Genomic DNA, 25,877 nt, shown 5'->3' on the forward strand with positions numbered 1-25,877 from the left:
CGAGAGTTCGATATTAGTTACAAAGGCAGGTCTCCTGGCTCGCGTCTTGTTGTTTACCTTCCCATTCGCCAAAGCGAGCAGTGGTTTTGTAGTTAACAACAAGCATTCATTTCTGAACTAAGCTTACAGTTGCGGGTACAGCTCAAGTTTTTACTTGATTCCCTTTTTAATGTGCTAAATAAATCAGTAACACAACCTTAAATTTTTTGCAAAGATAAAGTTAAAATTATTGAATTTTCAAATTTGGTTTGTTTTTTATGTGAATTCCTAAAACAAATTTACAGCTGTAGGTTTATTTTGACGACTTGTCCAAAATCGACTTTATTCTGAAAAGCATCTTTCAGCGGGAGTGAAGTATGGTGGCAAAGCAGGCTTCTGATGACTCCTGCATGGGTAACAACAATTATCGGTTGTTCTGCTTTTTTTGAAATTTGCTCTGATAAAAAAGCGCCGGTTCTGTCATGTAATTCAATAAAAGATTCTCCATTTGTAGCGTGAACATTCACAAAATCTTCCATCCACGGATTAAGTTGTTCGGGTAGAATGTCATTCCAGCCTTTCATTTCCCAATCGCCAAAATTCATTTCCATTAGTCTTTTGTCTTCCTGATAAGAAATGGTTTTGATTTCGTTTTGAATGTGTTTTGCTAAAATTACACAGCGTTGTAAAGGGCTTGAGAAGAGAATCGCTTCTTGTGGCAATTGCGAAAGGATATTTTTAAAAATAAGTTCAAAAGGTTCTGCTAGAGCAACATCAGACTGTCCGTAGCAAATGCCTTTTTCGCAAACCGTTTCGGTATGACGTACTAAATAAATTTCCATAAAAAAAGAAGCGCTAAATAATATACAACTTCGCACACCTGTTGCGTAGCTCCCAAGCAGTCACCCGTATAACCGTCAATCCATTTCTGAAAGTAACGCGCTAAAAAATAACGGGTCAAAAAAACAGGAATTAGAACCAAAAGAATCTGGTATTTAAAATAGGACAGCACAATTAAAGGAAGTAATCCAAAGAAAAAGGAACCCAAAATTTCTTTCCAGGTATTGCTTTTAGCAATGGGTTTGCTTTTACTTGAAGCATCATCACGTGAATACTCATGAGTGAAAATGATACTAATCGCTGCCAAACGACTCAAAGCATGAGCTGAAATAAACAATAAGAAAATTTGAAAAAGTGCTATTGAATCCTGAATTTGAAAAAGTACTATAGATTCTGAAAGAAGTTTGAACTTTAATAAAAAAAGCAAAACCAAACCAATGGCGCCATAGGCACCAATAGCGCTGTCTTTCATAATGAGTAGTATTTTTTCCTTGGTCCAGCCTCCGCCAAAGCCATCACAAACATCTGCAAAGCCATCTTCATGAAAAGCTCCTGTAGTTAATATAGAAGCAATAAAAGCGAGTATCACAGCAGTTTCTACCGACAGAAAAAGAGAAAAAACATAAAATGCCAAAAAGGAAATACTTCCAACAATCCAGCCTATCAAAGGAAAATACCGTGTGGCTTTATTTAGATAATCGGGGTTATGATCAATGTTTTTTGGACATGGAATCCGGGTATAAAACATGAGTGCTGTGAAGAATATATGGAGTTCTTTTTTCATTGGTAAGAGTATGTAGTTATTTGGCTAAAGCCAGTTTGATTACTTTCATGAAACCAACATCTAAAGATGTTGGCAATTGAATCTGTACAAAGGCTTTCTTTTTTTGAAATTAATGTTTTTTCTGAATTTTTAGTGGATTTCTATTTGGTGTGTTTTTTGTAAAATTATAGTAAAAGAAAAGGTTATTTGTGATTTGAAATGTTTTTATTGAATTGTCTCCAGATTTATCTGGAGGTTATCAAGTTTAAATTAAAAAGGGCTTTAGCCAAATTTTATGTGCATGACTCTTTGCGATTCATTTTGTCTTTGCGGTACTGTAAATTTTATAGATTTATGTTAGGGACTATTTTTTTATTGAATTGCCTCCAGATTTATCTGGAGGTTACCAAGTTTAAATTAAAAAGGGCTTTAGCCAAATTTTATGCATATAACTCTTTGCGATTCTATTTGACTTTACAGTGCTATAAATTTCATAGATTATGCTAGGGACTATTTTTTTAATGAATTGCCTCCAGATTTATCTGGAGGTTATCAAGTTTAAATTAAAAAGGGCTTTAGCCAAATTTTATGCGCATGACTCTTTGCGATTCATTTTGTCTTTGCGGTACTGTAAACTTTATAGATTTATGTTAGGGACTATTTTTTTAATGAATTGCCTCCAGATTTATCTGGAGGTTACCAAGTTTAAATTAAAAAGGGCTTTAGCCAAATTTTATGCGCATAACTCTTTGCGATTCAATTTGTTTTTACTGTATTATAAATTTATAGATTGTGTCAGAGGTATTTTTTTATTGAATTGCCTCCAGATTTATCTGGAGGATTATAAAATTTAAATTAGAAAAGGCTTTAGCCAAATTTTATTTAGGATTTGTTTTTTGAAACCCAAATTTGCTAATGATCTCATCATATTCCTCTTGAAATGTTTTATTCTTATGGTGTAATTCTTGGTTTTTTATATAATGCCTTACCTTATCAACTATTGATTCAGAAACGGAGATAGCAAAATACTCATCTTGCCATTCAAATTTTTCTTTAGTTAATTTATTTTGATTAATCCAAAAAGAGGATTCTCCTTTTATTAAGTGCATAATTTTTTGAATACTTTGATCGGCACCTAATGAAATTAAACAATGACAATGATCTGAGTACCCATTTATGTGATCAATGTAAATTCCTTTTTCTTGGGCATTCACTTTGATATGTTTCCATACTTTTTCTCGCAATTCGAAAGAACTTAAGTGAGGAACCCTGTTTTTTGTACTCCAAACAAAATGAATATAAATTTTAAGAAAAGGCATATTCTACATATTAAAAGTTACTTTTTGCTAACCCCCGCATTTTCAAAAGTAGCCATTTCATTCAGAAAAGCTTCTGCCGATTTTAAAATTGGAAGAGCAATCGCGCAACCTGTTCCTTCTCCCAAGCGTAAATCTAAGTTTAAAATAGGTTTCGCTTCTAAATAATTTAATAATTTCTGATGGGCCTGCTCGGCTGAAACGTGGCAAAAAATGGCATTTCTTTTAATATTCGGATTTATTTTCGAAGCTATTAAATACGCTACACTACAAATAAAGCCATCAACCAAAATCAACATTTTACGATCATATGCGGCGAGCATCCCACCCGCCATTTGTATAATTTCAAAACCTCCAAAATAAGCCAATTGCTGTTGCATTTCGGTTTGACCTGAATAATTCTCAATTGCTTTTTTTAGTATGCTTTGTTTTTGAATCAGTTTTTCGTCTTCAACACCAGTTCCTCTTCCAACACATTCTTCGATCGGAAAACCCGTTAGAAGACTCATTAATACTGCCGCTGTTGAGGTGTTTCCAATTCCCATTTCACCAAAACCAATGCAATTAGAATCCGTTTCTGCGATAGCATTTACAATGGATTTTCCTTTTTCAAAACACAAGTGTAGCTCCGTTTCGCTCATAGCGGGAGCATGTAAAAATGATTGTGTCCCTTTTGCAATTTTGGCATTTATTAATTTGGCATTTGTTGGGAAATCATAGTTCACACCCGCATCTACGATAGATAATGTAATGTCATTTTGTTTGCAGAAAACATTTATTGCCGCGCCCTCTTCGAGAAAATTAGCAACCATTTGGCGGGTAACATCTTGTGGATAGGCACTGACACCATGATTTGCAATTCCATGATCGGCTGCAAAAACAACGATATTTGGGTTTTTTATTTTAGGATTTAAAGTTTCAAAAACATGTCCCATTTGCAAGGCCAAGGTTTCTAAAACGCCCAAAGCACCAATCGGTTTGGTTTTAGAATCGATTTTTTCCTGTAAAAGTGTAGTGAAATCCGATTGGTCCTTAGATGTTAATTGTGGATTTATTTGAAGATTCGAAACCACACTTTCAAGCACATTAGTAATTTCTATCACATCAGGTACTTCCGATTTTTGTTTCCAGTTGAGTTGTTGCAACATCGGCTGGTTATCGTAATTGGTAGCCGGTTTTCCGATGCAGAAATAACCAAGGGGTTCGATGTTCTCCGGTAAATCGAGTATTTTTTTGAATTGATAATAGTTCAGAATAGAAACCCATCCCATCCCATAGCCTTGTTCGGTAAGCGAAAGCCAAATGTTTTGTGCGGCACAAACCGAACTAAATTTAACGGCTTCATTACTGCCAACCGTTCCAATAGTGAATTGATTTAGAACTGCTCGGTCATAAGCGATAATAAGTCCAATTGGAGCTTCTTCAATCGCTTCTAATTTCAGCGATTTATAATGCTCTTTTTGCTCCGGATTGTCTGTAAGAGCCTCTGCTTTTTTATTATACTCTAAAAATAAATTTTTGATGGCACTTTTAACCTCAGTCGATCTGATGATGTAGTATTTCGTAGCATCAGTCAAACCAACAGAAGGAGCCCAATGCCCTGCCTGTAAAGCTTTATTGATTACTTCATCAGGTACTTCCTCTGTGGTGAAATGTCGGGTGTCCCGACGTGATTTTAAAATATCGTCTAAATAACTCATAAGCTTGTAAAATTACAATATTAAAAATTCCAAATTCCAAAAAGCGAATAAATGCGTTGGAATTTGGAATTTGAGATTTGGAATTTACTACAACTAGCCTTTTATTTTAACGGGAATTCCAGAGACCATCAAAACAACCTCATCTGCTTTTGAAGCTAAAAATTGATTCATCCAGCCTTGCAACTCGGTAAATTTCCTTCCGATATGAGTTTCTGCGTGAACGCCCATTCCAATTTCATTGGTAACAATGATCAAGGTCGCGTCTTTTTGATTGGCTATTTTTTCAAATTCAGCTTTGGCTTCTTCTAAAGATAAAGAAACGTCATTTTTAGTATCAACGAAAAAATTGGTAAGCCATAGGGTAACACAATCGATGAGAGCTACGCTTCCGGTGAAATCAATTTCGCTTAAATGTTTCTCTTTTTCAATATTGGTCCAACGCTCGTCGCGTTCCTGTTGGTGTCGGTCGATTCTATTCTGAAAATCGGCATCCCATTTTCTTGCCGTCGCAACATACATAGGCGTACTAGAAAGTTGCAAAGCCAAATTTTGAGCATAACTGCTTTTCCCGGATCGCTCGCCGCCTGTAATTAGATAGATCATTTTTTTGTGAGGTGTTATTTGTGAGATGTTGATTGTAAAATGTAAAATGTTATTTGTGAGATGTAAATGGAAAGAGATACTAAACCGTAATTTGCAATTCACTTTTTACAAATGACATTTTACATTTCACAGTATTAATAAGGACAATGTCTGCATCCATTTCCGCAACAGTTGCCTCTTTTTAGGTGAAACCAGGCTTTAAAAACATATTTATTGTCTTCGAGATAATAATCAATTCCCTCAATTAACTGTTCTGATTTGGGTAAGGCTGCGGCTTTATTGTGAAGCGCTTTTTCCGGAGTTAAAGTTTCTACATAGGCTTCAATTTTATCTTCACAGGCTTCTTTAAAGCAAGCTGGACAAAGACAATCGCCACCTTCGGAGAGATTAAAAATAGGAGGGTAATTATTGCACCAACATTTGTTCTCAACAGAAATATCTCCGCAGCTAAAAGTAGATTCACAGCTTGAGCAAACTTTTGTTTTTGTGGTATTCATGTAGGTAAAGATAATATTTATTTAATTTTGTCAGATTAAAGAGGGGTAAAAAAAATAGAAATTGATTTACCTTTGCTGTTAATTGAAACCGGCATTATGAAATTGTAATGATTCAAAATGACCTGTATTTATCACGAATTACAAATACTATACCTATAATCTACTTATGAAACATTTAGTATCTAAATTTATTTTTGTTTTTTCTTTTTTTCTTCTGGTTGGATGTAAAAAGAATGAAAATACAGAAAACGTAAAATCTGAAATTGCAAAAAACAGTATAGAATATGCTTCGGGGCTTTCTATTGTAAAACACGAAGGGTATTCGGTGGTAACGGTTTCAAATCCGTGGCCAAATGCCAATAAAAATTACACATATATTTTAAAAGAAAAAACAGCGGAAGTTCCGGATAGTTTACAATCTTATCCTGCTATAAAAGTTCCTTTGGAGTCTGTTGTAGTGACTTCAACAACCAATATTCCGTTTCTGGAAATGCTCGAAGTAGAGAACAAACTGGTTGGTTTCCCGCATACCGATTATGTTTCTTCTGAGAAAACAAGAGCCCTAATCGATAAAGGAGCTGTTAAAAACGTGGGGCAAAACGAGAAATTGAATATCGAACAATTAATCGAATTGACACCGGATTTAATTGTAACGTTTGGTGTAGACAACAACAATCCAATGTTAGATAATTTGAAAAAAAGCGGACTAAATGTATTCATTCAGGCCGATTGGATGGAACAGTCTCCACTTGGAAAAGCAGAATGGATCAAACTTTACGGCGCCCTGTTTGGCAAAGAAGAAAAAGCAAAAGAATTGTTTGATAAAATTGTTTTGAGTTACAATCAGGCTAAGAAATTAGTAGCGGGCAAAAAAGCCGCTTCTACCGTTTTATATGGTTCAATGTACGAAGACACCTGGTATGTAGCAAAAGGAAACAGTTGGGTAGCTGAATTTATGAAAGATGCACAAGCCAATTATTTATGGGCCGATCTTAAAGGAACCGGAAGCGAAGGTTTGTCTTTCGAAAAAGTACTGGTAAAAGCCAAAACGGCTAATTTTTGGATTGCTACGGGAGCTGTTAAAAACCTCGAAGAATTAGGTAAGAACAATCCGCACTATACAGAATTTGATGCTTTTAAAAATAAAAATGTTTATAATTTTGAAAGTAAGTTAGGGGCAACCGGAGGTACTATCTATTACGAATTATCACCAAGCCGACCTGATTTGGTTTTAAAAGATTATATCAAGATTTTTCATCCGGATTTACTTCCCGGTTATGAGTTTACTTTTGCTGCTAAATTGAATTAAATTGGCAGATAAAAAACGAAATACCATTTTATTTTTGATGCTGGGTTTAGGCTTGGTTTTTATGTTTCTGGCCAGCATTAGTCTGGGCTCCGTCACCATTCCGTTAAAAGAAGTGTATACGAGTCTGACAGGTGGACATGCGAGTAAATCGGCATGGGAATACATCATTATAAATTACAGATTACCAAAAGCGATTACGGCTGTTTTGGTAGGAACGGGTTTGTCAATCAGTGGTTTACTGATGCAGACTTTGTTTCGAAATCCGCTTGCGGGACCTTATGTTTTAGGATTGAGCTCGGGGGCCAGTTTAGGTGTGGCTTTCGTGATTTTAGGAGCCGGATTTTTGCCGTCTTTTTTAAGTGCAATTGCGTTGTCTTCTTACGGAATTGTGTTGGCCTCCACTTTAGGAAGTACTTTAGTTTTATTATTGGTTTTGGTGGTCTCACAGAAATTGCGGGACACGATGGCAATCTTAATTGTGGGCCTTATGTTTGGAAGTTTTACCACTGCCATTGTAAGTGTTTTAACGTATTTTAGTACCGCAGAACAGCTTCAGAAATTTACTTTTTGGTCGATGGGGAGTTTAGGAAACCTTTCTTGGTCTACCATTGGTATTTTTACAATTTGTGTGAGTATTGGATTGCTTTTAAGCGCGAGTAGTATAAAACCTTTAAATGCCTTGCTTCTAGGAGAGAATTATGCTAAAAGTGTGGGCTTGAATTTCAAGAAAGCGCGATTGATTATCATATTCGCAACAAGTATTTTGGCAGGAAGTATTACCGCTTTTGCAGGTCCGATTGCCTTTATTGGTTTGGCAGTACCCCATATAGCGAAACTTACTTTTCAGACTAGTAATCATACTATTTTGTTCTGGAGTACTTTGTTTTTTGGTGCCACAATTATGTTGTTTTGTGATATCGTTTCAGAAATGCCGGGATTTGAAGTCACGCTTCCTATAAACGCAATTACATCTATTATCGGTGCGCCGGTAGTAATCTGGCTTTTGGTAAGAAAGAAAAATTTTTCATAAGTTAATTCTTTCAAAAATAATTAGTAAATTGGTTTTTTAAACACATAGAAACATAGTTTTTATTTCAATTTATTAATTAATGATTACTCAGAAATATTTGAATGAGTTGACTTACGAGGTGATTGGAGCTTCGATAGAAGTGCATAAAGCAATTGGGAATGGAGATTGCTTGAAAAGGTTTATCATCAATGTCTGAAAGAAGAGCTTTTACAAAGAAAATTAAATTTTTTCACAGAGATGAAAGTGCCATTGCAATATAAAAATAAAGAACTAAACGCAGATCTGAGATGTGATTTGTATGTTGAAAATTGTTTGGTAGTAGAATTAAAAACAGTTTCTGAAATAAACGCAATGCATAAGGCCCAGCTGCTGACTTATATGAAACTTTTAAAAGCTCCAAAAGGAATTATAATTAATTTTAATTGTTTCAATATTTTTAAAGATGGTCAGAAAACATTTGTGAACGAATATTTTAGATTATTGCCTGAAAAATAACTCATAAAACTATGTGATAATTTACGAGTAAATTCTACAAGGGATTTAAAAAAATAAGTTTAGTAAGTCTATGTTTCTATGTGTTAAAAATAAAATTATCCTGTAATGAAAAGTATCTTATCAACTATAAATCTAAGTATAGGTTATCGAAATAAAAACGCGAAGGTCACAATCGCTGAGAACCTGAATTTAAATTTAGTTTCAGGAAAACTCATTTCGCTAATAGGCGCAAACGGAATTGGGAAATCGACTTTATTGCGCACTATTACAGGAATTCAAAGGCCATTATCCGGAAAAGTTTTACTTAGTGACAAAGACATCACCACATTTAAACCTTTAGAATTAGCACAGAACCTAAGCGTTGTTTTAACAGAAAAGCTACCGCCAAGCAATTTGTCGGTTTTTGAACTAGTAGCCTTGGGACGCCAACCCTATACCAATTGGATAGGAACCCTGACGCCCGAAGATGTAACAAAAGTAAACGAGGCTTTAGAGCTTACTCAAATCACACACTTGTCCCGAAAAAAACATTTCGAAATAAGTGACGGACAATTGCAAAAAGTGCTAATTGCAAGAGCACTAGCGCAAGATACGCCGCTAATTATTTTAGATGAACCCACAACACATCTTGATTTATTGCACAAAGTTTCCCTCTTTAAATTGCTGAAAAAGCTAACTCAGGAAACGCAAAAATGCATTTTATTTTCAACGCACGATATCGATTTGGCGATTCAGTTAAGCGACGAAATGATCATCATGACGCCTGATTTATTCGTGCAAGACGAACCTTGTAATTTGATTTCAAAAGGAAGTTTTACGACCTTATTCAAAGACGAACATATTGTTTTTGATGCTGAAAAAGGGAAGTTTGTAATTACTTAGAAGTATAATTATTCTCAGGAGCTAATCCTTCTGTTCCTTCCAATCTTTTGCTTTTTAAAGAAAAAAGCAAAAGGATTTTCCCTCCCATAAGGGCTAGGGCACTTGTATCCAAAAGAACTTCACCAGTCCTGCAAGGTTTTCAAAACCTTGTGCTTTACGCAGAAAAAAACACAACAACCAAAATAATTCGTGTCAATTAGTGAAATTCGTGTCAAATATTTTCCTTGATAAATCGGTACTTCTGTAGAATATTGGATGTGATTTCTCCTTCGTCGAAAGGACAAGCTTTACGCAGAAAAAAACACAACAACCAAAATAATTCGTGCCAATTAGTGAAATTCGTGTTCAATGTTTTCCTTGAAGAATCAGTACTTCTATAAAATATGTGATGTGATTTCTCCTTCGTCGAAAGGACAAGCTTTACGCAGAAAAAAACACAACGAACAAAATAATTCGTGTCAATTAGTGAAATTCGTGTTCAATATTTTCCTTGAAGAATCAGTACTTCTATAAAATATGTGATGTGATTTCTCCTTCGCCGAAAGGACAAGCTTTGCGCAGAAAAAACACAACAACCAAAATAATTCGTGTCAATTAGTGAAATTCGTGTTCAATATTTTCCTTGATAAATCAGTACTTCTATCGAATATTGGATGTGATTTCTCCTTCGCCGAAAGAACAAGCTTTGCGCAGGGAAAAACACAACAACCAAAATAATTCGTGCCAATTAGTGAAATTCGTGTTCAATATTTTCCTTGATAAATCAGTACTTCTTCTTCACGTCAAATGATGAAAAAAGTGTCAGGTCGCTATTTGTGTTCCTGTCTGATCATGATATATTGAGTGCATTTACGTTTCAAAGGAGATACCTACAAGGTTTTGGAAATCTTGCAGGAAGAAAGCACGAGAAGATTAAATTTTTAAACCAATCTGTCTTTTTGCCTCGCCAACCACAAAGGCAACAGAATTAGCAATATTAAAACTTCGAATCAATTTGGACATCGGAATTGTCAAATGATTTTCAAAACGAGCCAGGACTTCTTTGCTTAAACCAACGCTTTCTTTACCGAAAACCAACCAGTCTCCGTCTTGAAAATCGGTTTCCAGATACGATTTCTCAGCATGAGAACTCATCAAAAAAACACGGGATTGATCCGGAATTTGTTGGATCCATTCTTCCACATCCGCATATTCGGTAACATCAAGATGTACCCAGTAATCCAAACCCGAGCGCTTCAGGTTTTTGTCATTAATTACAAACCCAAACGGATGCACCAAATGCAAGCGACTTTCGGTACCCACGCACAATCGTCCTATATTTCCGGTATTATTTGGTATTTCAGGTTCTACAAGAACAATATTCAGCATTGATTTTTTTGTTAAAAGTTATAAGTTAGATGTAAAAGTTTAAAGGTTTCTAGTAATTATCTAATTGTCACATTATCAAATTACCACATTATCTAATTTAAAATCAGAAACCTCCAGTACCTCTCCGGCTTTTAGGTTTTGCAAATATACATTTCCTACCCGAACGCGAACCAATCTTAAAGTTGGAAAACCAACCGCAGCCGTCATTTTTCGAACCTGACGAAATTTGCCTTCATTTACCGTAATCGAAGCCCATGTAGTTGGTCCGTGGCGCTCATCTCTGATTTTTTTGGCTCTCAGTCCAAAATCAGGAATTTCGGTAACGATAAAAGCTTTGCAGGGTTTGGTAATGTATTTGCCACCGTCGAAACCAATTTCCACGCCTTTTTGCAATTGCTCAATAGCTTCGGGAGTAATAACACCATCAACTTGTACATAGTATTCTTTGTCTACTTTTTTGCTTCTTATTTGTTCGCTTACCTTTCCGTCTGTCGTTAGTAAAAGTAAACCTTCAGAATCTTCATCTAATCGGCCGATAGCCATTGTACCTGCAGGGAAATCGTGTAATTCTCCCAAAAGTTTTTTCTTTCTTTTTAACTCATAGATAAACTGGCTCAGATAGCCATAAGGTTTAAAAAGAATAAAGTGTCGATGCATGTTGTTTTTTGTGGCAAAGATAGCTTTGTTTTAGGAGTACCAAAAGAAGAATTACTTTCTCTTCGTTAAAAAATAATTCAACTCAGATTTGATTATTTTTCTGTCACGATCCAATAAGTATATTTTTTCGGGATTTGCGCTATAATATCCGTAGTAAATTTGCTTCTCTAAGGGCTGATCCCAATTCAGAACATAAATGGTACCGTCAGGATCATTGTCCAATCCTCTTTCGATATTAAAATTCCCTTTTTCGCTAAATTCCTTTTCAGGTTCTTTTCCCTGATACACTGTAATCAATTCAAATCTATTGTTTTGCGCTACACCATAATCGGCATCTATTTTTAAAGTAGTTTTAATTCCACTGCAATCCGCGCAAGGCAATACTCCTTCAAACACGGATGTTTTGTTGAAGCGTTCATTCGTTTTGGTTACTGTTTTTTCGTTTTCCGGTGTTGTAATTTGTTCTTCTTTTTTAGAATTACAAGCAAGTACTAAAGAAGCAACTGTTGCAATACAGATTAATTTTTTCATAGCGTTAGGGGATTTTAAAGATGATAATAAAAACGAAATTAATATACAAAAAATATACCATAAACCAAAGAGGAGATTATGGAGATGTTTATTTCATATTGGGATAATTAGTACGAAAGATACTGTATGATTACGATTAGAATAAAAACAGTATTTAGAGGTGTATTCGTACATTAAATTGACGTTTTTTTGTTTTTTTGGACTCTTTTTTTTCATCATCTGTAAAGAAAAAATACTATTTTCGTGTGGTATTGCTTACTAAAAATAATGTTGTAAGTAAATTTTTCTAAAAATATATAATGTTATTAAAGCTTGTTTTTATTGATGATAATTAACTTTTTTGTTGAATAAATTAGTTAATAGTAGTGAATATTTATAAAATAGGAAGCATTAAATTTAAGATTTTACAATATTCTCTTAACTTTAAAGACTATAAATTTGGTTTCTAAAAACTCTATTATTTAAACATATGAAAAACATTTACACGATGCGCCACTTGGTGGCTTTTTTAAGTTTTTTTTGTTGCTGTTCGGCAAGTCTCGTTGCGCAGGTTACGATGCCGGGCGCACAACCCTTGCCGTATACACAGAATTTTGACGGTTTAGCAGCTAATGGCACCACATATCCAGCAGGATTGCAGGGTTGGAGTGCGGCCACGGCACCCGGAAGTGCTTATGTTACAGCAGCTACTTTGGTTGCAGATAAGGCGTTGACGGCCGGAAGCACAAATAGCAGCACAGCAGCAACTACAAGCGGTAACATTCATAATTATAATGGTAAAATAGGTTTTCTTAATACCGGATCAGTCGATCTTACAATCGCCTTGGCTTTCTCCAGCACCGGACAAACAGGTATTCAGGTGCAGTATGACGCGATGACCATTCGTAATCCGTATGGGTTAGTGTCGGGTACAACAACATCGGAACGAATAAATGAGATGGTTTTGCAGTACCGTGTGGGTACAACCACTGCTTTTACAACTTTGTTGGAAACCGCTTATACAAATAACACAACGCAACAGACAGGAGCGGTTACCGATCCTCAAAATACAAGAACGATAAAAATAACACTGCCTGCGGAATGTGATAATCAAAGTATTGTTCAGATCAGATGGATTTCTAAACAAAATTCCGGAGGAGGTTCTCGTCCTTCTTTTGCAATTGATAATATCGACGTGAGAAGTGATATTGCAGCTCCGGTAAATGCTGCAGGTTATCCAAAAGCGGATAATGTTTTATCGCAAAGCTTTGATTTTGCTAATAAATTAGATGAAAAAGCAAAAACCTATTATGTCTTACTAAATGGCGGAAGTGCAGAACCTACCGTAGCGCAACTTAAGTCCGGTCTTGATGCAAATGGAGCGGCAGCTTTACAATCCGGATTCTTGGATATTGTTGATGCCTCTCAGGTATATGTGAAAAACTTTGATGGTTTAGCTCTTAACACAGCCTATATTGTTTACTCGATTTCTGAAGATCCATACCAAAATACTCAGGCTTCAGTTCATAAATTAGAGGTTACAACTTCAAGTGTTGCGATTCCTTCTTTAGTAACGACAAGTACTTCGCTTGACTTAGGATTCTCTGAAGCGGGTTATGATTCAGAAATAGCAAGTTATCAGATTCAAGGTAGTAATCTTACTCATAATGTTATAGTGACCGCTTCAGGTAATTTTACGATCTCTAAGGACAATACTGTTTTTCAATCAGCAGTAACCTACAATGTGTCTGACTTTGATTCAAACGCAACGCCAACCGTTTATGTTAAGTTTACTCCAAGTGCTACCGGTACTTTTTCGGGAGAAATAAAGCATGAGTCAACTGGAGCAACGACCAAAACAGTCGCTCTTGCTGGAACAGGAATCAATCCGTATGTGCAAGGTTTTAATGATGTAAATGTTTTAACAAATAGTGGCTGGACACAATACAATGTGGCTGGAACTAAAAATAAGTGGGGATCAACAACCGTCGCTCGAAATGTAAATTCCGGAACCGGTGCTGTTCTTATGAATGGGTATTCTGATAACGGTCCAAGCGAAGATTGGTTGATTTCACCAAAATTACACTTAGATAATTTCAATCAATTTCCTTTATTGTCTTTCTACTCTCGTAAATTTTATGCCGGAACAGGTTTAAAATTGATGGTTTCAGTAAATTATGACGGTAAAAGCAGTCCTGAAACGGCTACTTGGACAGAGTTAAATGGTAATTTTCCAACAGCAACGGGAACTTACACGCAATCCTTATACATCAATTTAGGAGCGTATAAAACCAGTCATACCTATTTGGCATGGGTTTATGAAACCACAGCTGGAGGAACTAATAATGCGGCAGAATGGTCATTTGATGATTTTGCGGTTACAAATGAGGTGGGATATGTGGCTTCAAATCCAAATTTAAATTTTGGAGATGTTAGTCCCAACACTATATCGGCAAGTCAGTCTTTTGACTTCAAAGCTGATGGATATGGCGATATCACCCTTACAGCGCCTACAGATTATCAATTGTCTTTAGATAATGTTTTATTTCAATCCAGTATTGTGGTTACTAATGCTGATGCAGCGGCTGGTAAAACACTTTATGCAAGATTTGTACCTTCTGTAAAAGCATTAGCTATTTCCGGACCCTTAACGGTGACTGGAGCAGGATTAAACAAACAAATCGGAGCATTGACAGGTTCTTCTTTGCCTAAAGCAGAAACTTTTGATATCGTGACTTACAATTTAGAGTTTTTTGGAAGTGATGTAAAAGGGACTGATGGAGCGGAGTTTGGTCCAATTGACGATGCATTACAAATCGATAATGTAGCCAAAGTAATGAATAAGTTAAATGCTGATGTTTACGTAGTACAAGAAGTTTCAGATGATCCTTCTATAGATGCTTTGATTCAAAAAATAAGTATTAACGGAAAGACATTCGATAAAACAATTTCGACATCATGGTCGTATTCGTTTAATGTACCGGATCCAAATTTTCCTCCTCAAAAATTAGTGGTACTTTATAATACCCAAACAACTACTGTAAAAAGTACGCGTGTAATGTTTAAGGATTTGTACGATAATGTACGTTCGGGAGCCGTGACCTTGCCAAATTACCCAGGTGGTAACGGAGCTAGTTTTTTCTCTTCAGGGCGTTTGCCTTATATGGTTAAAATTGAGACTAATATTGGTGGAATCCAAAAAGAAATTAACCTGATCGATCTGCACGCAAGAGCCAATAGCGGAACCGACATCTCAAGATACAATATGCGTAAATATGATGTTGAATTACTAAAAGACAGTTTAGATGTGCACTATCCAAATTCAAACTTTATGATATTGGGCGATTTTAATGATGATGTAAAAATATCGGTTGTGGGTACAAACACCCCTTCTTCTTACCAGAAAATGGTGGAAGATACGGATCGTTACAATGCTTTAACTTTAGGAATTAGCCAAGCTGGAGCCTATAGCTTTTTAAGTTCAGGTGGATTTTTAGATCATATTATTATTTCTAATGAACTGACAGATCAGTATATTCCAAATTCTATTGCCGTGTACGATCCGCGTACAGACATTACAAATTACGTAAATACAACTTCAGACCATGGACCGGTAATTGCCCGTTTTGAATTGAAAAAGGATAATTTATCGACTATAGATTTCCAAACTAAAAACGGATATTTTGTGCAAGCCTATCCTAATCCTGCATCAGATGTTGTAAATATTGCTGTGAAAACAAATGATGATAAAAATCTGAAGTTAAGACTTTATGATATGTCGGGGCGTTTGGTTGCAAGCCCGGTTGAAATAAAAGGGACTCCGGAGAAAAGTGATTCCGTAATTCAGATTAGCAATCTTAAAACAGGAATCTATATGTATACTTTAACAGAAAACAATAAGGTTATATATAGTAGCAAGATTATTAAAAAGTAAGTAGAGATACAACGGTAAATGAAACAGGCAGCTTATTCAGCTGCCTGTTTTTTTTTTGCCACAGATTAAAGGATTAAAAGGATTAATAATTTGTGACGCACAAAAAAACAGACACGAATTGCACAAATTACACTAATTAATTCGTGCCCATTGGTGAAATTCGTGGCAAAAAGATCAAGATGGTCAAAAAAACATGGGATATTAACGACTTATTTTATTAATAACTTAAAAGAGTCAGATAGAATTAAATGATTAATAATCTGTGTAAATCTTTTTAATCAGTGGCAAAAAAGCACGCAGATTTTGCAGATTTTTGCAGAAAACAATGTTGAAAAAATCTGCCAGATCTGCGTGAAAAAAAAAATAGAATATAATCTTGCTCTACTGGCAAAGGAGAAATCTTTTTAGTTGAATAAACGTTTAACCCAATCTAAATCGACAGTTTCATGAGGAGGTATTTTGATAAAGTAATTCAATTACCACTGTTGCGTTATAATTTGTGACGCAAAAAAAAACAGACACGAATTGCACAAATTAATTCGTGTCAATTAGTGAAATTCGTGTCAAAATTATGCGCTCCTCTAAGGAGAAATCTTTCTAGTTTTCGTTGAATAAACGTTTAAACCGATCTAAATCGACAGCTTCATGAAGAGGTATTTCGATAAAGTAATTCAATTGCCACTGTTGCGTTTTTTGGGCTTGTTTGTTGGTGGTTTCGTCCCAAGGCGGATAAACTCTTGTGGCTCTTTTTCCTTCTTTGGTATCAGTCGAAAAGATTCCGCGTTCTAATAAGACAGCTTTAGGAAATATGAATTGCCCTAATAAATCCTCTTTTCGGACACTGATGATAACATAATCAATCGCGTCTGTTGCATCAAAAGGAGCAATGATTTTCGACGGATTGCGTTTCCATAAAGTTACAAACTGACCCGTTTTTGTGGGCGTTATTTTGGCTTCCCGATAACAAATGAGTTTGGTGTTTAATTGCAATCGATACGCACTATATTCCATGCTTTCAGATTCAGGCTCCGGTTGGGTACCTTCAAAATTAAGAAGATCATAAACCCGTTTTTTGGCGATCAGTAGGTCTTTCGGAATGGAGTTCGAAGTATTCCAATTGTTTTTAATGTTCATTATGAGGGAGTTGCTTTTGTTGTCTTTTTTTTGAAAATTACAACAAAAACGGCTTTAAAACGAAACATTCAATCCAAAGTTTAACCCCCATTGGAACTGATTAAAAGACTGGTTGTTTAAGGGGTTTATGTAGTAATTCATTGCCGGTTCAACAAAAACATTTGTTTTTTTGTAGATACGGTATTGTAAAGTACTACTTAATACAGAGCCATAAACAAAGTCATTGGCATCAAGATTTTTTCCAATAGTAGTACCATCCAAAGCCACATTGTTTGAAATTAGCTTACCAACAAAACCTCCCGTATTTAAATTGACAGTAGTTCTGTTTTTACTAAAAACGGCGTAGGAAACTTCCAATGGCATTTCGATATATTTAAGAGTCTGATTTAAAGTACCGCTTTGAATGCTCTCACTGCTTACTACCTCTTTAGTACTGTTTGAAACAAATACATAATCGTTAGTTGCTGCAATCTGAGGAGTAGGCGACTCTTGAACATAAAAATCAGCAATGCCTAAAGCCATATTTTTTTGTCCTCTTACATCCATATACGAAATATTGGCAATACTCTGACCTAATTCATTGATCTTGAAACCTGAACCAACTGCCCATTTATTATTAATCTTGTATTTTGTCTTTACTCCGTATGTACTACTTTGTTTAGAATCATTGTTATATCCTAAAGTCTTGTCATTTTTATAGTTTTCAGAATTTGCAATACCGGCAAAAACTTCAACAGCCCATTTTTCTGCGGGAGAAAGGGGTTTTGTTTCCTTTTCAGTTTTAGATTCAGGAGTGATTATTCCTTTCTCTAAATTCTGAAGTACGGCCAATTGTACAGAATCCTCTTTACTCAGTACATTATTGAATTTGGGGTTGTTTTTTTGATGTTCAACAACTGCTTTTTCAGTATAAATCGTTCCGTTTCTAAGCTCTTTTTCGTTTTTACTATCTTTATTCTGTTGCAGGTTTAAAATTGAATTGGAGGAATTGTAAGCAAAACTGTTCGTGTTTTTTGACTGCAATTTCTCTTTAAAAAGTGAATTCGAAACCTGATTTTTTGAAGTAGCATTAAACGGGTTCTGTTTACCGGCACTAAAAGTCTTTTCGGCTAAAATCTGATTCGCTTTTCTTGTTTCAGGATCTGCCGTTTGATTTTTTGAAACTGAAGCAAACGCATTTTCTCTCTCCGGATTATAGTTTTTCTGCGCTATAGTTTGATTCTGCGCTCTTTTTTCAGTGTTAAACAATTGATTTGTCGAAGCAGAATTGAATGCATTTTGTTTTTCCGAAACAAATGATTTTTGAGCTACAGCCTGATTGCTGTTTTTCTTTTCTGCGTTTAATTCCTCAGAAGGTAGATTTGGGTTGTTTTTAGAAGCAGTGCGAGCCAAAGCTGTTTTGTCTGTTTCTTCTTTTTGTTGTGAGGTAGCTAATTGATTGTCGGTAGCTCCTGAAACCGGATTTTTACTGTTGATCGTTTTTTGATTGATGATGGTTGGTTTATCAGAGACTGTTTTGTCCTGAGTAGATGTCGCGTTGTTTTTATTTACAACAACACTGTTATTTTCTGTAGTAGTCGTTCCGGCATTTTTGATTCCGGAATCTGAATTAAGATGAAGAACAGAAGGAATTGCAAGGCCTAATAATAAGCATGCAGCAGCCGACCACCAAAGAATAACTCTCTTTTTCTTTTTAGGTTTGTTTAATTTTTCCTCAATTTGACCCCATAATTCGGGTGGCGGAACACTTGAAAAGTTTTCCATTGATGAAAAAATAGTCTCTATTTTCTGCTTCTTCATGCTATTTTAAAATTTTTTATGCTCAAAATTCTCTTTTGCAATATTCCTTTAGCTCTGTTTAAATTTGATTTTGATGTTCCTTCTGAGATTTTCAATAACTCGGCTATTTCTTTGTGTTTCATTTTTTCAAAAACATATAAGTTAAAAACGGTCCGGTATTGATCCGGTAAATCCCGAATGTATTCTAATAGTTTTTCCTGTTGTATTGGAATAATGTCCAATTCTTCTTCGTCTACAAAATCGGTATCCGGATCGAAAACATCTAAAAAGAAATTTTCCTTTTTCTTCTTATTTAAAGTTTCAATAAGTTTATTGATAAAAATACGTTTCAGCCAGCCTTCAAAACTTCCTTCAAATTTGTATTGACTTATCTTTTGAAAAACAATGATAAAAGCTTCCTGAAAAACATCTTTAGCATCGTCTTCGTTTTTCATATACTTTAGGCAAATTCCATATAAAACAGGAGAAAACAGCTGATAAATTTTCAGTTGTCCTTCTCTGTTGTTTTGCATGCATTGCTTAATATATATTTCTAAATCGTCTTTCAAAAAGTGGTTGAATTAATTTTGGTAAAATTAGTTTTTTTTAACTCGCAAAGTCGTCTTTAGCAAATCATTTGGTCGGTATTCAGGTTGTCTCTAGTTGTTTATGCGGTAGTGCTTTTTTGAAACTCATTTCCGGTTAGCAATATAGGAGATGGTGTTTCTCCTATATTTTCTTCCCGGTCCTATAATTAGTAATTAAGTAAGCATTTGAATTTTTGTTCTAATTTTTAAGAATAAGTATTCGTCAAAAAGAAATATTTGACTACTGTTTTAGAGCTGTTATTTTGTCCTGAATGGTTTTCTTGAAAGCTTTTATAGCGGCACTTTGATCTTCGGTGTCATTATTATCGATATAAATTTTAGTAACAGTTGTACCTTGACGCAGTTCAAAATAAGTTCCGCCTTTTGTTGAGGTATCCGGCGTACCATACGTTTTGGTTTGTCCTCTTATGGCTAAAATTTCAGCAGGAATATTTTTTGTAAACAGACTATATTCTCCTCTTTTAGAGGTTGCAAGATATTTGTATTGGCCAAATTCATAGCTTCCTGCTACTACGTTTAGGAATTTTAAAACATTAAACTCATTCAACTGGTAGAACTTCTGGCAATCATCTCCGGTACATGGTTTGGCATAACTTCCAATTATTACATTGTCTGTAGTTTCATTAGTAACCTTATTAAAGAAGATTTTTTTTGATGTTCGGGGAATCAAAATGTAATCAGAAGGATAGGTTACGGTTGGCGCTGTAGATTCTCCTGTTTGAGGTGCTTTTTCATATAAATTGATGATAATCTCACAGTTGTTCTCTACAATTGAAGCTACTTTTATGCTATAACCGGTTGTAGGTTTCTGACCTGCAAAAAGACCTACTAAGTAATTTTTTGTAAAATCGATTGTAGGATCACTTGGATTTGGACAGCTGTTTGGATGCTTGGTGAAAAAAGAAAGTAATTTTTCTTCTGTAGTAACCACTAATGCACCAGACTTTTCAGGTTCAATTTTTACGCTGTAATTGCATAAAAGTGGAAATCCGGTAAAAGTGGTGTTTACATTTGATCCACAGCTGGTATCAATATCGTCATTACCCAATGAACAGGCACTAATTCCGAAAACTACAAATAAGCCTAGTATTAATTTTTTCATAATGTGTTTGTAATAAATTATATTTAATAGATGTAGCTTTTTTAAAAAGGTTGCGTGATAAAAACTTTTTTTTCTTTACTTGATAAGGAAGCACTACAGATTATTGCATACTTTTACTTAAAAATAATTTTAGTTATGTTTGATTTTTTTCCGCTTTTACTGGTTTTTCCTCTTGCTTTGTTCTTAGGGATATACTTGGGGAAATTATTGTTTTCGGCCAGAGCCCAATCAGAAAAAGTGAGTTTGAATGAAAGATTAAATGCAGCAGTAAATCAATTGCAAGCACAAAAAGAACAGTTTGAAAAAGAGCGAAACCATCTTGAAAAACAGTTCCATTTAAACAATTCTGAAAAAGAAAATATCAGAACCGAAAAAGACAGTCTGGCCATTCAGCTTTCAAAAAAAGAAGTGGATTTTGAGAATTTATGGGAACGTCATAAAGAACAAAAAAACGAGATAACGGAATTACAGGAAAAATTCACCAAAGAGTTCGAGAATCTGGCCAACAAAATTCTCGAAGAAAAGTCCGCTAAATTTACCGAACAGAATAGCGAAAATATGAAAAATATTCTGTTGCCTTTGCAGGATAAAATTCAGGTTTTTGAAAAAAAGGTCGAGCAGACTCACAAAGAAAGTATTGATTATCATGCCGCTTTACGCCAGCAAATTATAGGGTTAAGCGAGTTGAATGCGCAAATGAGCAAAGAAACCTTAAACTTGACCAAAGCGCTGAAAGGTGATAGTAAAATGCAGGGAAATTGGGGAGAGTTAGTCTTAGAGCGTGTTTTAGAAAAGTCAGGCTTGGAAAAAGGACGTGAATATGAGGTACAGCAAAGTTTTACAACTGCCGAAGGAGCAAGAGTGTATCCCGATGTTGTCATTAACTTGCCCGATGGAAAGAAAATGATTGTGGATTCTAAAGTTTCATTAGTAGCTTACGAAAAATGGATCAACGAAGAATCGGAAATTTTGAAAATCGAATTTCTTAAGGAGCATATCAATTCGATTAGAAGACATGTTGATCAGTTGGGAGGTAAAAATTATCATGAGTTGTATCAGATCGAGAGTCCCGATTTTGTATTGCTTTTTATTCCGATAGAGCCCGCTTTCGCGATTGCTTTAAACGAAGATCCAACCCTGTACAATAAAGCATTCGACAGGAATATTGTAATCGTAACACCAAGTACCTTATTGGCTACTTTACGCACTATTGACAGTATGTGGACGAACCAGAAGCAACAGGAAAATGCATTCGAAATTGCCAGACAAGCCGGGGCATTATACGATAAATTTGAAGGATTTGTTTCTGATTTGGTGAGGATTGGTAACAAAATCAAAGACACTAAAACCGAGTACGACAGCGCAATGAATAAATTGGTTGACGGAAAAGGAAATTTAATTACCAGTGTTGAGAAATTAAAGAAAATGGGGGCGAAGGCTAAGAAAGCGCTTCCGGAGAATATTATTGCAAGAGCATCAAATTCAGAAGAAAACCAATCTTTAAATTAAAGTCATATGAAGAGAATTTTAATTATTATTGCTGTAAGTTGCCTATTGATTCTAGCAAGCTATTTTGCTTTTGTATATTATGTTCCTTATAGCAACGGATACCGTTCAGGAGAATTAATCAGGATGAGCCATAAAGGGGTAATCATGAAAACCTGGGAAGGAGAAATCAGTCAGGGCGTTTCCGGTTCGCAGATTTTTAGATTCTCCGTTTTAGACAGTGACCAAAAAGTAATTGATGATTTGAACAAACTGGAGGGACAGTATGTAAAATTAACCTATGTTGAACGCTATAAAACCTTTAGTTGGTGGGGTGATACACATTTTTTCGTTACTGCTGTTAAAAAAGAAAATTCCCCATTTAAATTTAAATAAAATACAATGATACCAGATTTTAAGCCCGTTTCTTCCTCTAAAATAAGCATTTCAGAGCTGATGTTGCCGTCTCACACTAACTTTAGCGGAAAAATTCACGGAGGATATATTTTAGGATTACTCGATCAGATCGCTTTTGCCAGTGCGTCCAAATTCTCAGGGAATTATTGTGTTACCGCTTCGGTAGACACGGTGAATTTTTTGAAACCAATTGAAGTTGGCGAATTGGTAACCATGAAAGCCTGTGTAAATTATGTAGGCCGAAGTTCTATGATTGTAGGGATTCGTGTAGAGGCCGAAAATATTCAGACCGGAGTAATAAAACATTGTAATTCGTCTTATTTTACAATGGTTGCCAAGGACAAAGAAGGCAATAGTGTGAAGGTTCCGGGACTTATTTTGTCCAGTTTGGATGAAGTGCGTCGTTTTAGACAAGCGATTAAACAGATTGAATCAAAAAGAGAGGTAGAGGAACACGCTAAGGTTACCAATGTAAGTTCTATTGAAGATTTAGCCAGTTTAGAGCAGTACAACGTCTTGCTGGAAATTGGATAGGGTTTTGTGAAATGTAAAGTGTGAAATGTAAAATGATTTTACATTAATTTAAATTTAAGGGAAATGATAAAATTTGGTTATACGATTTTGTATGTGGATAATGTTGAAGCTTCGATTGTGTTTTATGAAAATGCATTCGGGTTTTCAAGAAAATTTATAACTCCGGAGAAGGATTATGGGGAGTTAAGTACCGGAGAAACGACGATTTCATTTGCTTCCAAAAAACTGGCAGCTCAAAATTTAAAAGACGGTTTTATTGAAAGTACTTTAGAAGAAAAACCTTTTGCAATCGAATTAGGCTTCCTGACAGATGATGTGGCCGGAACAGTTCAAAAAGCAACTTCTTTTGGAGCAGTACTGGTAAAAGAGCCCGTACAAAAACCTTGGGGACAAATTGTGGCTTACGTAAGGGATTTAGAAGGCTTTCTAATTGAGATTTGTACCGAAGTACAAGGGTAAATTTACTAGTGTTACCTTTCTGATAACGTTTAAAGAATAAGGAGTATTAATTAATTCAAGTTGTTAGTTAAGTATTCTTTTTGAATTGGTTACTATTTGAATAGCCTCCAGCTAAAACTCAATGTCATTAAGTTAAGGTGTTTTTTCACGCAGATTCTGCGGATTCTGCGGATTTTTTTTATTTCATTCTGCTAAAATCTGTGTGAGACTTTTTTTGACAATCCTAATAACTTGTTTCATTTTAGAGATAAGAGAACTAGTAACTTGAATTAATTACAATAATTTTTCCTCATTGATGGAGTACATACAAAAGAACCCCTATTTTATTTTTCTGGCCTTAATCGTAATCTTTTTAGCAATCGGTTTTTTAAATGCTGAAGAAACTTTAGATATTAATATTCACGATACTTACTATGTTATTTCTTATTTGCATTTTGCGGTGTTGTTGTCTGTTATTTATACCTTCCTGGCAATCCTTTACTTTGCTCTGATAAAATTAAATTTCCCCCTTATAAAATGGCTGATTAGCACACATGTTATTGTTTCGGTAGGTGGTTTACTTTTGATCTGGATTTTTTCTCAACTCAAACGTGAAATGAAACCCGGAGATATTGAATCTTATACGGCAGGTATGACTTTTAACGATAAAATGTTGTTGGGAATCTTCGCAACTGTCGTTACTATGATTGCCATGCAGGTCGTTTTTGTTGTCAATGTCGTTCAAGCATTAGTTAAAGGCAGATCATAACTTCAAAGCCATCTCACAATTTCACACTTCACAACAGTAAAACATTTCACAAATATTTAGCAGTAAATCAAGAACTAAATAGCAGATAATTTCGTAATTTTAAGTATAAGGTTGCAGCTACCAGATTTTCACGGAGTATTGCCATTTGATTTTTTTCAGACTTACTTAAGTTCAGTTTTTTTCTCCTCTTAAATTAAAAAGAATCGAATGACATAATTGTTTAAATAATAACGATTATGAAAAAAACTACTTTACTTATTTTACTTTTTACTGCATTTTCTATACTCGCTCAGGATAAATTCAAAACCAGTTCGGCCGTTGTAAATTTTCAGGCTTCCGTTCCGTTTTTTGAAGAAGTGAAAGCAGTAAATAAGCTTGCAATCATTGTGTTGGAATCCCACTCTAGTACACTGGTTTGCACGGTTGTTATCAAAGATTTTCAATTTAAAATGGATTTAATGCAGGAACATTTTAATGAAAATTATATCGAAAGTCACCGCTACCCCAAAGCAGTTTTTAAAGGCAAAATCCAAAATTTTGATTTGAAAGAGGTTACTGAAAACGAAAAAGAATACGATGTTGTAGGTAAACTGTACCTGCATGGAAAATCCAGAGCAATTGCAGTTAAAGCATTGATCAAAAAAGTTCCTGACGGCATACAGATTATTTCAAATTTCCCTATTTCGGTTGCGGATTTTAATATCGAAATCCCGTATATAGTGGCCAATAAAATTTCAAAAACGGTGCAAACCGATTTGAGTGGTATTATGAAATGATTTGTTTTATTTTAAACAGTCATAAAGAGCGGTCTCCAACGTTGCAAATTGAAACTCAAAACCTGTATGTTGTATTTTTTCAGAAGAAACCCTTTGGCCCTTTAAAATAGCGTCGCTCATTTCACCTAAAACAATTTTAAGCAGTGATTGAGGGATTTTTGGAAGCCATATCGAATATCCATATAAGTTAGCGAGTGTTTTTGCAAATTTTAATTGCGTAGTGTCGTCTGTAAGCACTGCATTATAGGGGCCTTCTATTTTGGTATCGAGAATTGATTTTAAGTAGATTTGTGATAAGTCTTCTATATGTATCCAGGGTAAATACTGTGAACCACTTCCTAAAATGGTTCCGAAACCGGCTTTGAAACCCGGACTAATCTTTTTTAGAAAACCTCCCGCTCTTCCAAAAACAATTCCGGTTCTGATTTTTACCGTCCGAATTCCTAATGCTCCGATGGTGTCTGCCGTTTTCTCCCATTCCTGACAGGTTAAACCTAAAAAGTCGTTGGTAGCCGGAGTATCTTCTGTACAAATTTGTTCACTGGTATTAGCTCCGTAAATTCCAATTCCGGAGGCTGAGATAAAGGCATTTAATGATTTATTATGTTTTTTTAGAAGAGAATGAATGAGGGTTATTGGTTTTGTACGACTTTCTAAAATGCTTTTTTTGCGTTTTGCAGTCCATCTTTTTTCTACAATTCCTTCGCCGGCCAGATGAATGATGTAATCGGCATTGAGAATTGCATCCTCTTCAATGTAATTACGTTCGGGATTCCATTGGTAATAGGTAATCAAGCCACTGCTTTTTCTTGGAGCACGGCTTAAAATTGATACTGTAAAATTATTGGCAAGCAGCACCTGAGTCAGGTATTTGCCAATAAACCCTGTTCCGCCGGTAATGAGTACATTTTGAGACATCTGATTTATCATTTATTTAACATAGTGTTGTGTT

25 protein-coding genes and 1 riboswitch are annotated in these 25,877 nt (G+C 35.2%); of the genes, 11 read left to right on the plus strand and 14 right to left on the minus strand.

Annotated elements, in window-relative coordinates; genetic code table 11:
- Nucleotides 1-6 precede the first annotated feature (6 nt).
- Nucleotides 7-215, minus strand: a riboswitch (cobalamin riboswitch).
- A gap of 63 nt (nt 216-278) precedes the next feature.
- The 6 genes from cobC to ACHRV5_RS15150 form a co-directional block, all read right to left on the minus strand.
- The gene (gene cobC, locus ACHRV5_RS15125; protein WP_395427313.1) at nt 279-821 is read right to left on the minus strand and encodes an alpha-ribazole phosphatase; all 543 of its coding nucleotides are present in this window, start codon (nt 819-821) and stop codon (nt 279-281) included.
- Complete coding sequence (locus tag ACHRV5_RS15130) at nt 806-1,603, minus strand: adenosylcobinamide-GDP ribazoletransferase (RefSeq protein ID WP_395427314.1); 798 nt, start codon at nt 1,601-1,603, stop codon at nt 806-808. The genes cobC and ACHRV5_RS15130 overlap by 16 nt, the downstream gene beginning before the upstream one ends.
- Nucleotides 1,604-2,460: 857 nt before the next feature.
- The gene (tnpA, locus tag ACHRV5_RS15135) at nt 2,461-2,901 is read right to left on the minus strand and encodes an IS200/IS605 family transposase (protein ID WP_395427315.1); all 441 of its coding nucleotides are present in this window, start codon (nt 2,899-2,901) and stop codon (nt 2,461-2,463) included.
- Between the two features lie 17 nt (nt 2,902-2,918).
- Nucleotides 2,919-4,598: a nicotinate-nucleotide--dimethylbenzimidazole phosphoribosyltransferase gene (gene cobT / locus ACHRV5_RS15140; RefSeq protein ID WP_395427316.1), complete on the minus strand. Its 1,680-nt coding sequence runs from the start codon at nt 4,596-4,598 to the stop codon at nt 2,919-2,921.
- 93 nt (nt 4,599-4,691) lie between these two features.
- A complete protein-coding gene (gene cobU / locus ACHRV5_RS15145; RefSeq protein ID WP_395427317.1) occupies nt 4,692-5,201 on the minus strand; it encodes a bifunctional adenosylcobinamide kinase/adenosylcobinamide-phosphate guanylyltransferase in 510 nt (169 codons plus the stop codon).
- A 134-nt stretch (nt 5,202-5,335) separates the two neighbouring features.
- Nucleotides 5,336-5,698, minus strand: a complete 363-nt coding sequence (locus tag ACHRV5_RS15150; protein ID WP_047773888.1) for a DUF5522 domain-containing protein — start codon at nt 5,696-5,698, stop codon at nt 5,336-5,338.
- Between the two features lie 166 nt (nt 5,699-5,864).
- Between ACHRV5_RS15150 and ACHRV5_RS15155 the strand changes: the two genes are divergently transcribed.
- From ACHRV5_RS15155 to ACHRV5_RS15170, 4 genes are all read left to right on the plus strand, one after another.
- Complete coding sequence (locus tag ACHRV5_RS15155; RefSeq protein WP_395427318.1) at nt 5,865-7,007, plus strand: ABC transporter substrate-binding protein; 1,143 nt, start codon at nt 5,865-5,867, stop codon at nt 7,005-7,007.
- A gap of 1 nt (nt 7,008) precedes the next feature.
- Complete coding sequence (locus ACHRV5_RS15160; RefSeq protein WP_395427319.1) at nt 7,009-8,037, plus strand: iron chelate uptake ABC transporter family permease subunit; 1,029 nt, start codon at nt 7,009-7,011, stop codon at nt 8,035-8,037.
- A 165-nt stretch (nt 8,038-8,202) separates the two neighbouring features.
- Complete coding sequence (locus ACHRV5_RS15165; protein ID WP_395427320.1) at nt 8,203-8,532, plus strand: GxxExxY protein; 330 nt, start codon at nt 8,203-8,205, stop codon at nt 8,530-8,532.
- 105 nt (nt 8,533-8,637) lie between these two features.
- Nucleotides 8,638-9,414, plus strand: coding sequence for an ABC transporter ATP-binding protein (locus ACHRV5_RS15170; RefSeq protein ID WP_395427321.1), 777 nt, complete (start codon nt 8,638-8,640; stop codon nt 9,412-9,414).
- A 912-nt stretch (nt 9,415-10,326) separates the two neighbouring features.
- Here ACHRV5_RS15170 and ACHRV5_RS15175 read toward each other — a convergent pair.
- The 3 genes from ACHRV5_RS15175 to ACHRV5_RS15185 all read right to left on the minus strand — a co-directional run bounded on the left by ACHRV5_RS15175 (nt 10,327) and on the right by ACHRV5_RS15185 (nt 11,970).
- Nucleotides 10,327-10,782 carry a tRNA (cytidine(34)-2'-O)-methyltransferase gene (locus tag ACHRV5_RS15175; RefSeq protein ID WP_230003050.1) on the minus strand — a complete coding sequence of 152 codons (456 nt, stop codon included), beginning with the start codon at nt 10,780-10,782 and terminating at the stop codon, nt 10,327-10,329.
- 75 nt (nt 10,783-10,857) lie between these two features.
- Nucleotides 10,858-11,439, minus strand: a complete 582-nt coding sequence (locus ACHRV5_RS15180; RefSeq protein WP_047773883.1) for a pseudouridine synthase — start codon at nt 11,437-11,439, stop codon at nt 10,858-10,860.
- 51 nt (nt 11,440-11,490) lie between these two features.
- Complete coding sequence (locus ACHRV5_RS15185; RefSeq protein ID WP_395427322.1) at nt 11,491-11,970, minus strand: copper resistance protein NlpE; 480 nt, start codon at nt 11,968-11,970, stop codon at nt 11,491-11,493.
- A gap of 469 nt (nt 11,971-12,439) precedes the next feature.
- Between ACHRV5_RS15185 and ACHRV5_RS15190 the strand changes: the two genes are divergently transcribed.
- Nucleotides 12,440-15,883, plus strand: a complete 3,444-nt coding sequence (locus ACHRV5_RS15190) for a choice-of-anchor J domain-containing protein (RefSeq protein ID WP_395427323.1) — start codon at nt 12,440-12,442, stop codon at nt 15,881-15,883.
- A gap of 597 nt (nt 15,884-16,480) precedes the next feature.
- Here ACHRV5_RS15190 and ACHRV5_RS15195 read toward each other — a convergent pair.
- The 4 genes from ACHRV5_RS15195 to ACHRV5_RS15210 form a co-directional block, all read right to left on the minus strand.
- Complete coding sequence (locus ACHRV5_RS15195; RefSeq protein ID WP_395427324.1) at nt 16,481-17,017, minus strand: MepB family protein; 537 nt, start codon at nt 17,015-17,017, stop codon at nt 16,481-16,483.
- A 54-nt stretch (nt 17,018-17,071) separates the two neighbouring features.
- Nucleotides 17,072-18,817 (minus strand): outer membrane beta-barrel protein, encoded by a 1,746-nt coding sequence (locus ACHRV5_RS15200; protein ID WP_395427325.1) that lies wholly within the window; start codon nt 18,815-18,817, stop codon nt 17,072-17,074.
- Nucleotides 18,814-19,365, minus strand: a complete 552-nt coding sequence (locus ACHRV5_RS15205) for an RNA polymerase sigma factor (RefSeq protein WP_047773877.1) — start codon at nt 19,363-19,365, stop codon at nt 18,814-18,816. Before ACHRV5_RS15205 ends, ACHRV5_RS15200 begins: the two co-directional genes overlap by 4 nt.
- Before the next feature lie 259 nt (nt 19,366-19,624).
- Nucleotides 19,625-20,506, minus strand: a complete 882-nt coding sequence (locus ACHRV5_RS15210) for a protease complex subunit PrcB family protein (protein ID WP_395427326.1) — start codon at nt 20,504-20,506, stop codon at nt 19,625-19,627.
- Between the two features lie 135 nt (nt 20,507-20,641).
- Between ACHRV5_RS15210 and rmuC the strand changes: the two genes are divergently transcribed.
- From rmuC to ACHRV5_RS15240, 6 genes are all read left to right on the plus strand, one after another.
- Entirely contained in the window at nt 20,642-22,015 is a 1,374-nt protein-coding gene (gene rmuC, locus ACHRV5_RS15215; RefSeq protein WP_395427327.1) for a DNA recombination protein RmuC, read from the plus strand.
- Between the two features lie 6 nt (nt 22,016-22,021).
- Entirely contained in the window at nt 22,022-22,387 is a 366-nt protein-coding gene (locus tag ACHRV5_RS15220; protein WP_047773869.1) for a hypothetical protein, read from the plus strand.
- A gap of 6 nt (nt 22,388-22,393) precedes the next feature.
- Nucleotides 22,394-22,942, plus strand: a complete 549-nt coding sequence (locus ACHRV5_RS15225) for an acyl-CoA thioesterase (RefSeq protein ID WP_230003044.1) — start codon at nt 22,394-22,396, stop codon at nt 22,940-22,942.
- A gap of 63 nt (nt 22,943-23,005) precedes the next feature.
- Nucleotides 23,006-23,401 carry a VOC family protein gene (locus ACHRV5_RS15230; protein ID WP_395427328.1) on the plus strand — a complete coding sequence of 132 codons (396 nt, stop codon included), beginning with the start codon at nt 23,006-23,008 and terminating at the stop codon, nt 23,399-23,401.
- Between the two features lie 295 nt (nt 23,402-23,696).
- The gene (locus ACHRV5_RS15235) at nt 23,697-24,149 is read left to right on the plus strand and encodes a hypothetical protein (RefSeq protein WP_395427329.1); all 453 of its coding nucleotides are present in this window, start codon (nt 23,697-23,699) and stop codon (nt 24,147-24,149) included.
- Nucleotides 24,150-24,385: 236 nt separating this feature from the next.
- Nucleotides 24,386-24,925, plus strand: a complete 540-nt coding sequence (locus tag ACHRV5_RS15240; RefSeq protein ID WP_230003041.1) for a YceI family protein — start codon at nt 24,386-24,388, stop codon at nt 24,923-24,925.
- A 6-nt stretch (nt 24,926-24,931) separates the two neighbouring features.
- On the opposite strand, the gene ACHRV5_RS15245 is transcribed toward ACHRV5_RS15240, so the two are convergent.
- Nucleotides 24,932-25,855 (minus strand): TIGR01777 family oxidoreductase, encoded by a 924-nt coding sequence (locus ACHRV5_RS15245; RefSeq protein WP_395427330.1) that lies wholly within the window; start codon nt 25,853-25,855, stop codon nt 24,932-24,934.
- Nucleotides 25,856-25,877 lie beyond the last annotated feature (22 nt).

Source organism: Flavobacterium sp. FlaQc-52, from assembly GCF_044007495.1.
GTDB classification, from domain to species: domain Bacteria; phylum Bacteroidota; class Bacteroidia; order Flavobacteriales; family Flavobacteriaceae; genus Flavobacterium; species Flavobacterium cupriresistens.

What these genes read in the sequence shown, in the direction of transcription:
- ACHRV5_RS15150 (WP_047773888.1), bottom strand. Translation starts at nt 5,698, where the DNA reads ATGAATACCACAAAAACAAAAGTTTGCTCAAGCTGTGAATCTACTTTT.
- ACHRV5_RS15130 (WP_395427314.1), bottom strand. Translation starts at nt 1,603, where the DNA reads ATGAAAAAAGAACTCCATATATTCTTCACAGCACTCATGTTTTATACC.
- ACHRV5_RS15180 (WP_047773883.1), bottom strand. Translation starts at nt 11,439, where the DNA reads ATGCATCGACACTTTATTCTTTTTAAACCTTATGGCTATCTGAGCCAG.
- ACHRV5_RS15185 (WP_395427322.1), bottom strand. Translation starts at nt 11,970, where the DNA reads ATGAAAAAATTAATCTGTATTGCAACAGTTGCTTCTTTAGTACTTGCT.
- ACHRV5_RS15245 (WP_395427330.1), bottom strand. Translation starts at nt 25,855, where the DNA reads ATGATAAATCAGATGTCTCAAAATGTACTCATTACCGGCGGAACAGGG.
- cobU (WP_395427317.1), bottom strand. Translation starts at nt 5,201, where the DNA reads ATGATCTATCTAATTACAGGCGGCGAGCGATCCGGGAAAAGCAGTTAT.
- ACHRV5_RS15195 (WP_395427324.1), bottom strand. Translation starts at nt 17,017, where the DNA reads ATGAACATTAAAAACAATTGGAATACTTCGAACTCCATTCCGAAAGAC.
- ACHRV5_RS15175 (WP_230003050.1), bottom strand. Translation starts at nt 10,782, where the DNA reads ATGCTGAATATTGTTCTTGTAGAACCTGAAATACCAAATAATACCGGA.
- ACHRV5_RS15190 (WP_395427323.1), top strand. Translation starts at nt 12,440, where the DNA reads ATGAAAAACATTTACACGATGCGCCACTTGGTGGCTTTTTTAAGTTTT.
- tnpA (WP_395427315.1), bottom strand. Translation starts at nt 2,901, where the DNA reads ATGCCTTTTCTTAAAATTTATATTCATTTTGTTTGGAGTACAAAAAAC.
- cobT (WP_395427316.1), bottom strand. Translation starts at nt 4,598, where the DNA reads ATGAGTTATTTAGACGATATTTTAAAATCACGTCGGGACACCCGACAT.
- ACHRV5_RS15220 (WP_047773869.1), top strand. Translation starts at nt 22,022, where the DNA reads ATGAAGAGAATTTTAATTATTATTGCTGTAAGTTGCCTATTGATTCTA.
- cobC (WP_395427313.1), bottom strand. Translation starts at nt 821, where the DNA reads ATGGAAATTTATTTAGTACGTCATACCGAAACGGTTTGCGAAAAAGGC.
- ACHRV5_RS15225 (WP_230003044.1), top strand. Translation starts at nt 22,394, where the DNA reads ATGATACCAGATTTTAAGCCCGTTTCTTCCTCTAAAATAAGCATTTCA.
- ACHRV5_RS15200 (WP_395427325.1), bottom strand. Translation starts at nt 18,817, where the DNA reads ATGAAGAAGCAGAAAATAGAGACTATTTTTTCATCAATGGAAAACTTT.
- ACHRV5_RS15170 (WP_395427321.1), top strand. Translation starts at nt 8,638, where the DNA reads ATGAAAAGTATCTTATCAACTATAAATCTAAGTATAGGTTATCGAAAT.
- ACHRV5_RS15230 (WP_395427328.1), top strand. Translation starts at nt 23,006, where the DNA reads ATGATAAAATTTGGTTATACGATTTTGTATGTGGATAATGTTGAAGCT.
- ACHRV5_RS15240 (WP_230003041.1), top strand. Translation starts at nt 24,386, where the DNA reads ATGAAAAAAACTACTTTACTTATTTTACTTTTTACTGCATTTTCTATA.
- ACHRV5_RS15210 (WP_395427326.1), bottom strand. Translation starts at nt 20,506, where the DNA reads ATGAAAAAATTAATACTAGGCTTATTTGTAGTTTTCGGAATTAGTGCC.
- ACHRV5_RS15155 (WP_395427318.1), top strand. Translation starts at nt 5,865, where the DNA reads ATGAAACATTTAGTATCTAAATTTATTTTTGTTTTTTCTTTTTTTCTT.
- rmuC (WP_395427327.1), top strand. Translation starts at nt 20,642, where the DNA reads ATGTTTGATTTTTTTCCGCTTTTACTGGTTTTTCCTCTTGCTTTGTTC.
- ACHRV5_RS15235 (WP_395427329.1), top strand. Translation starts at nt 23,697, where the DNA reads ATGGAGTACATACAAAAGAACCCCTATTTTATTTTTCTGGCCTTAATC.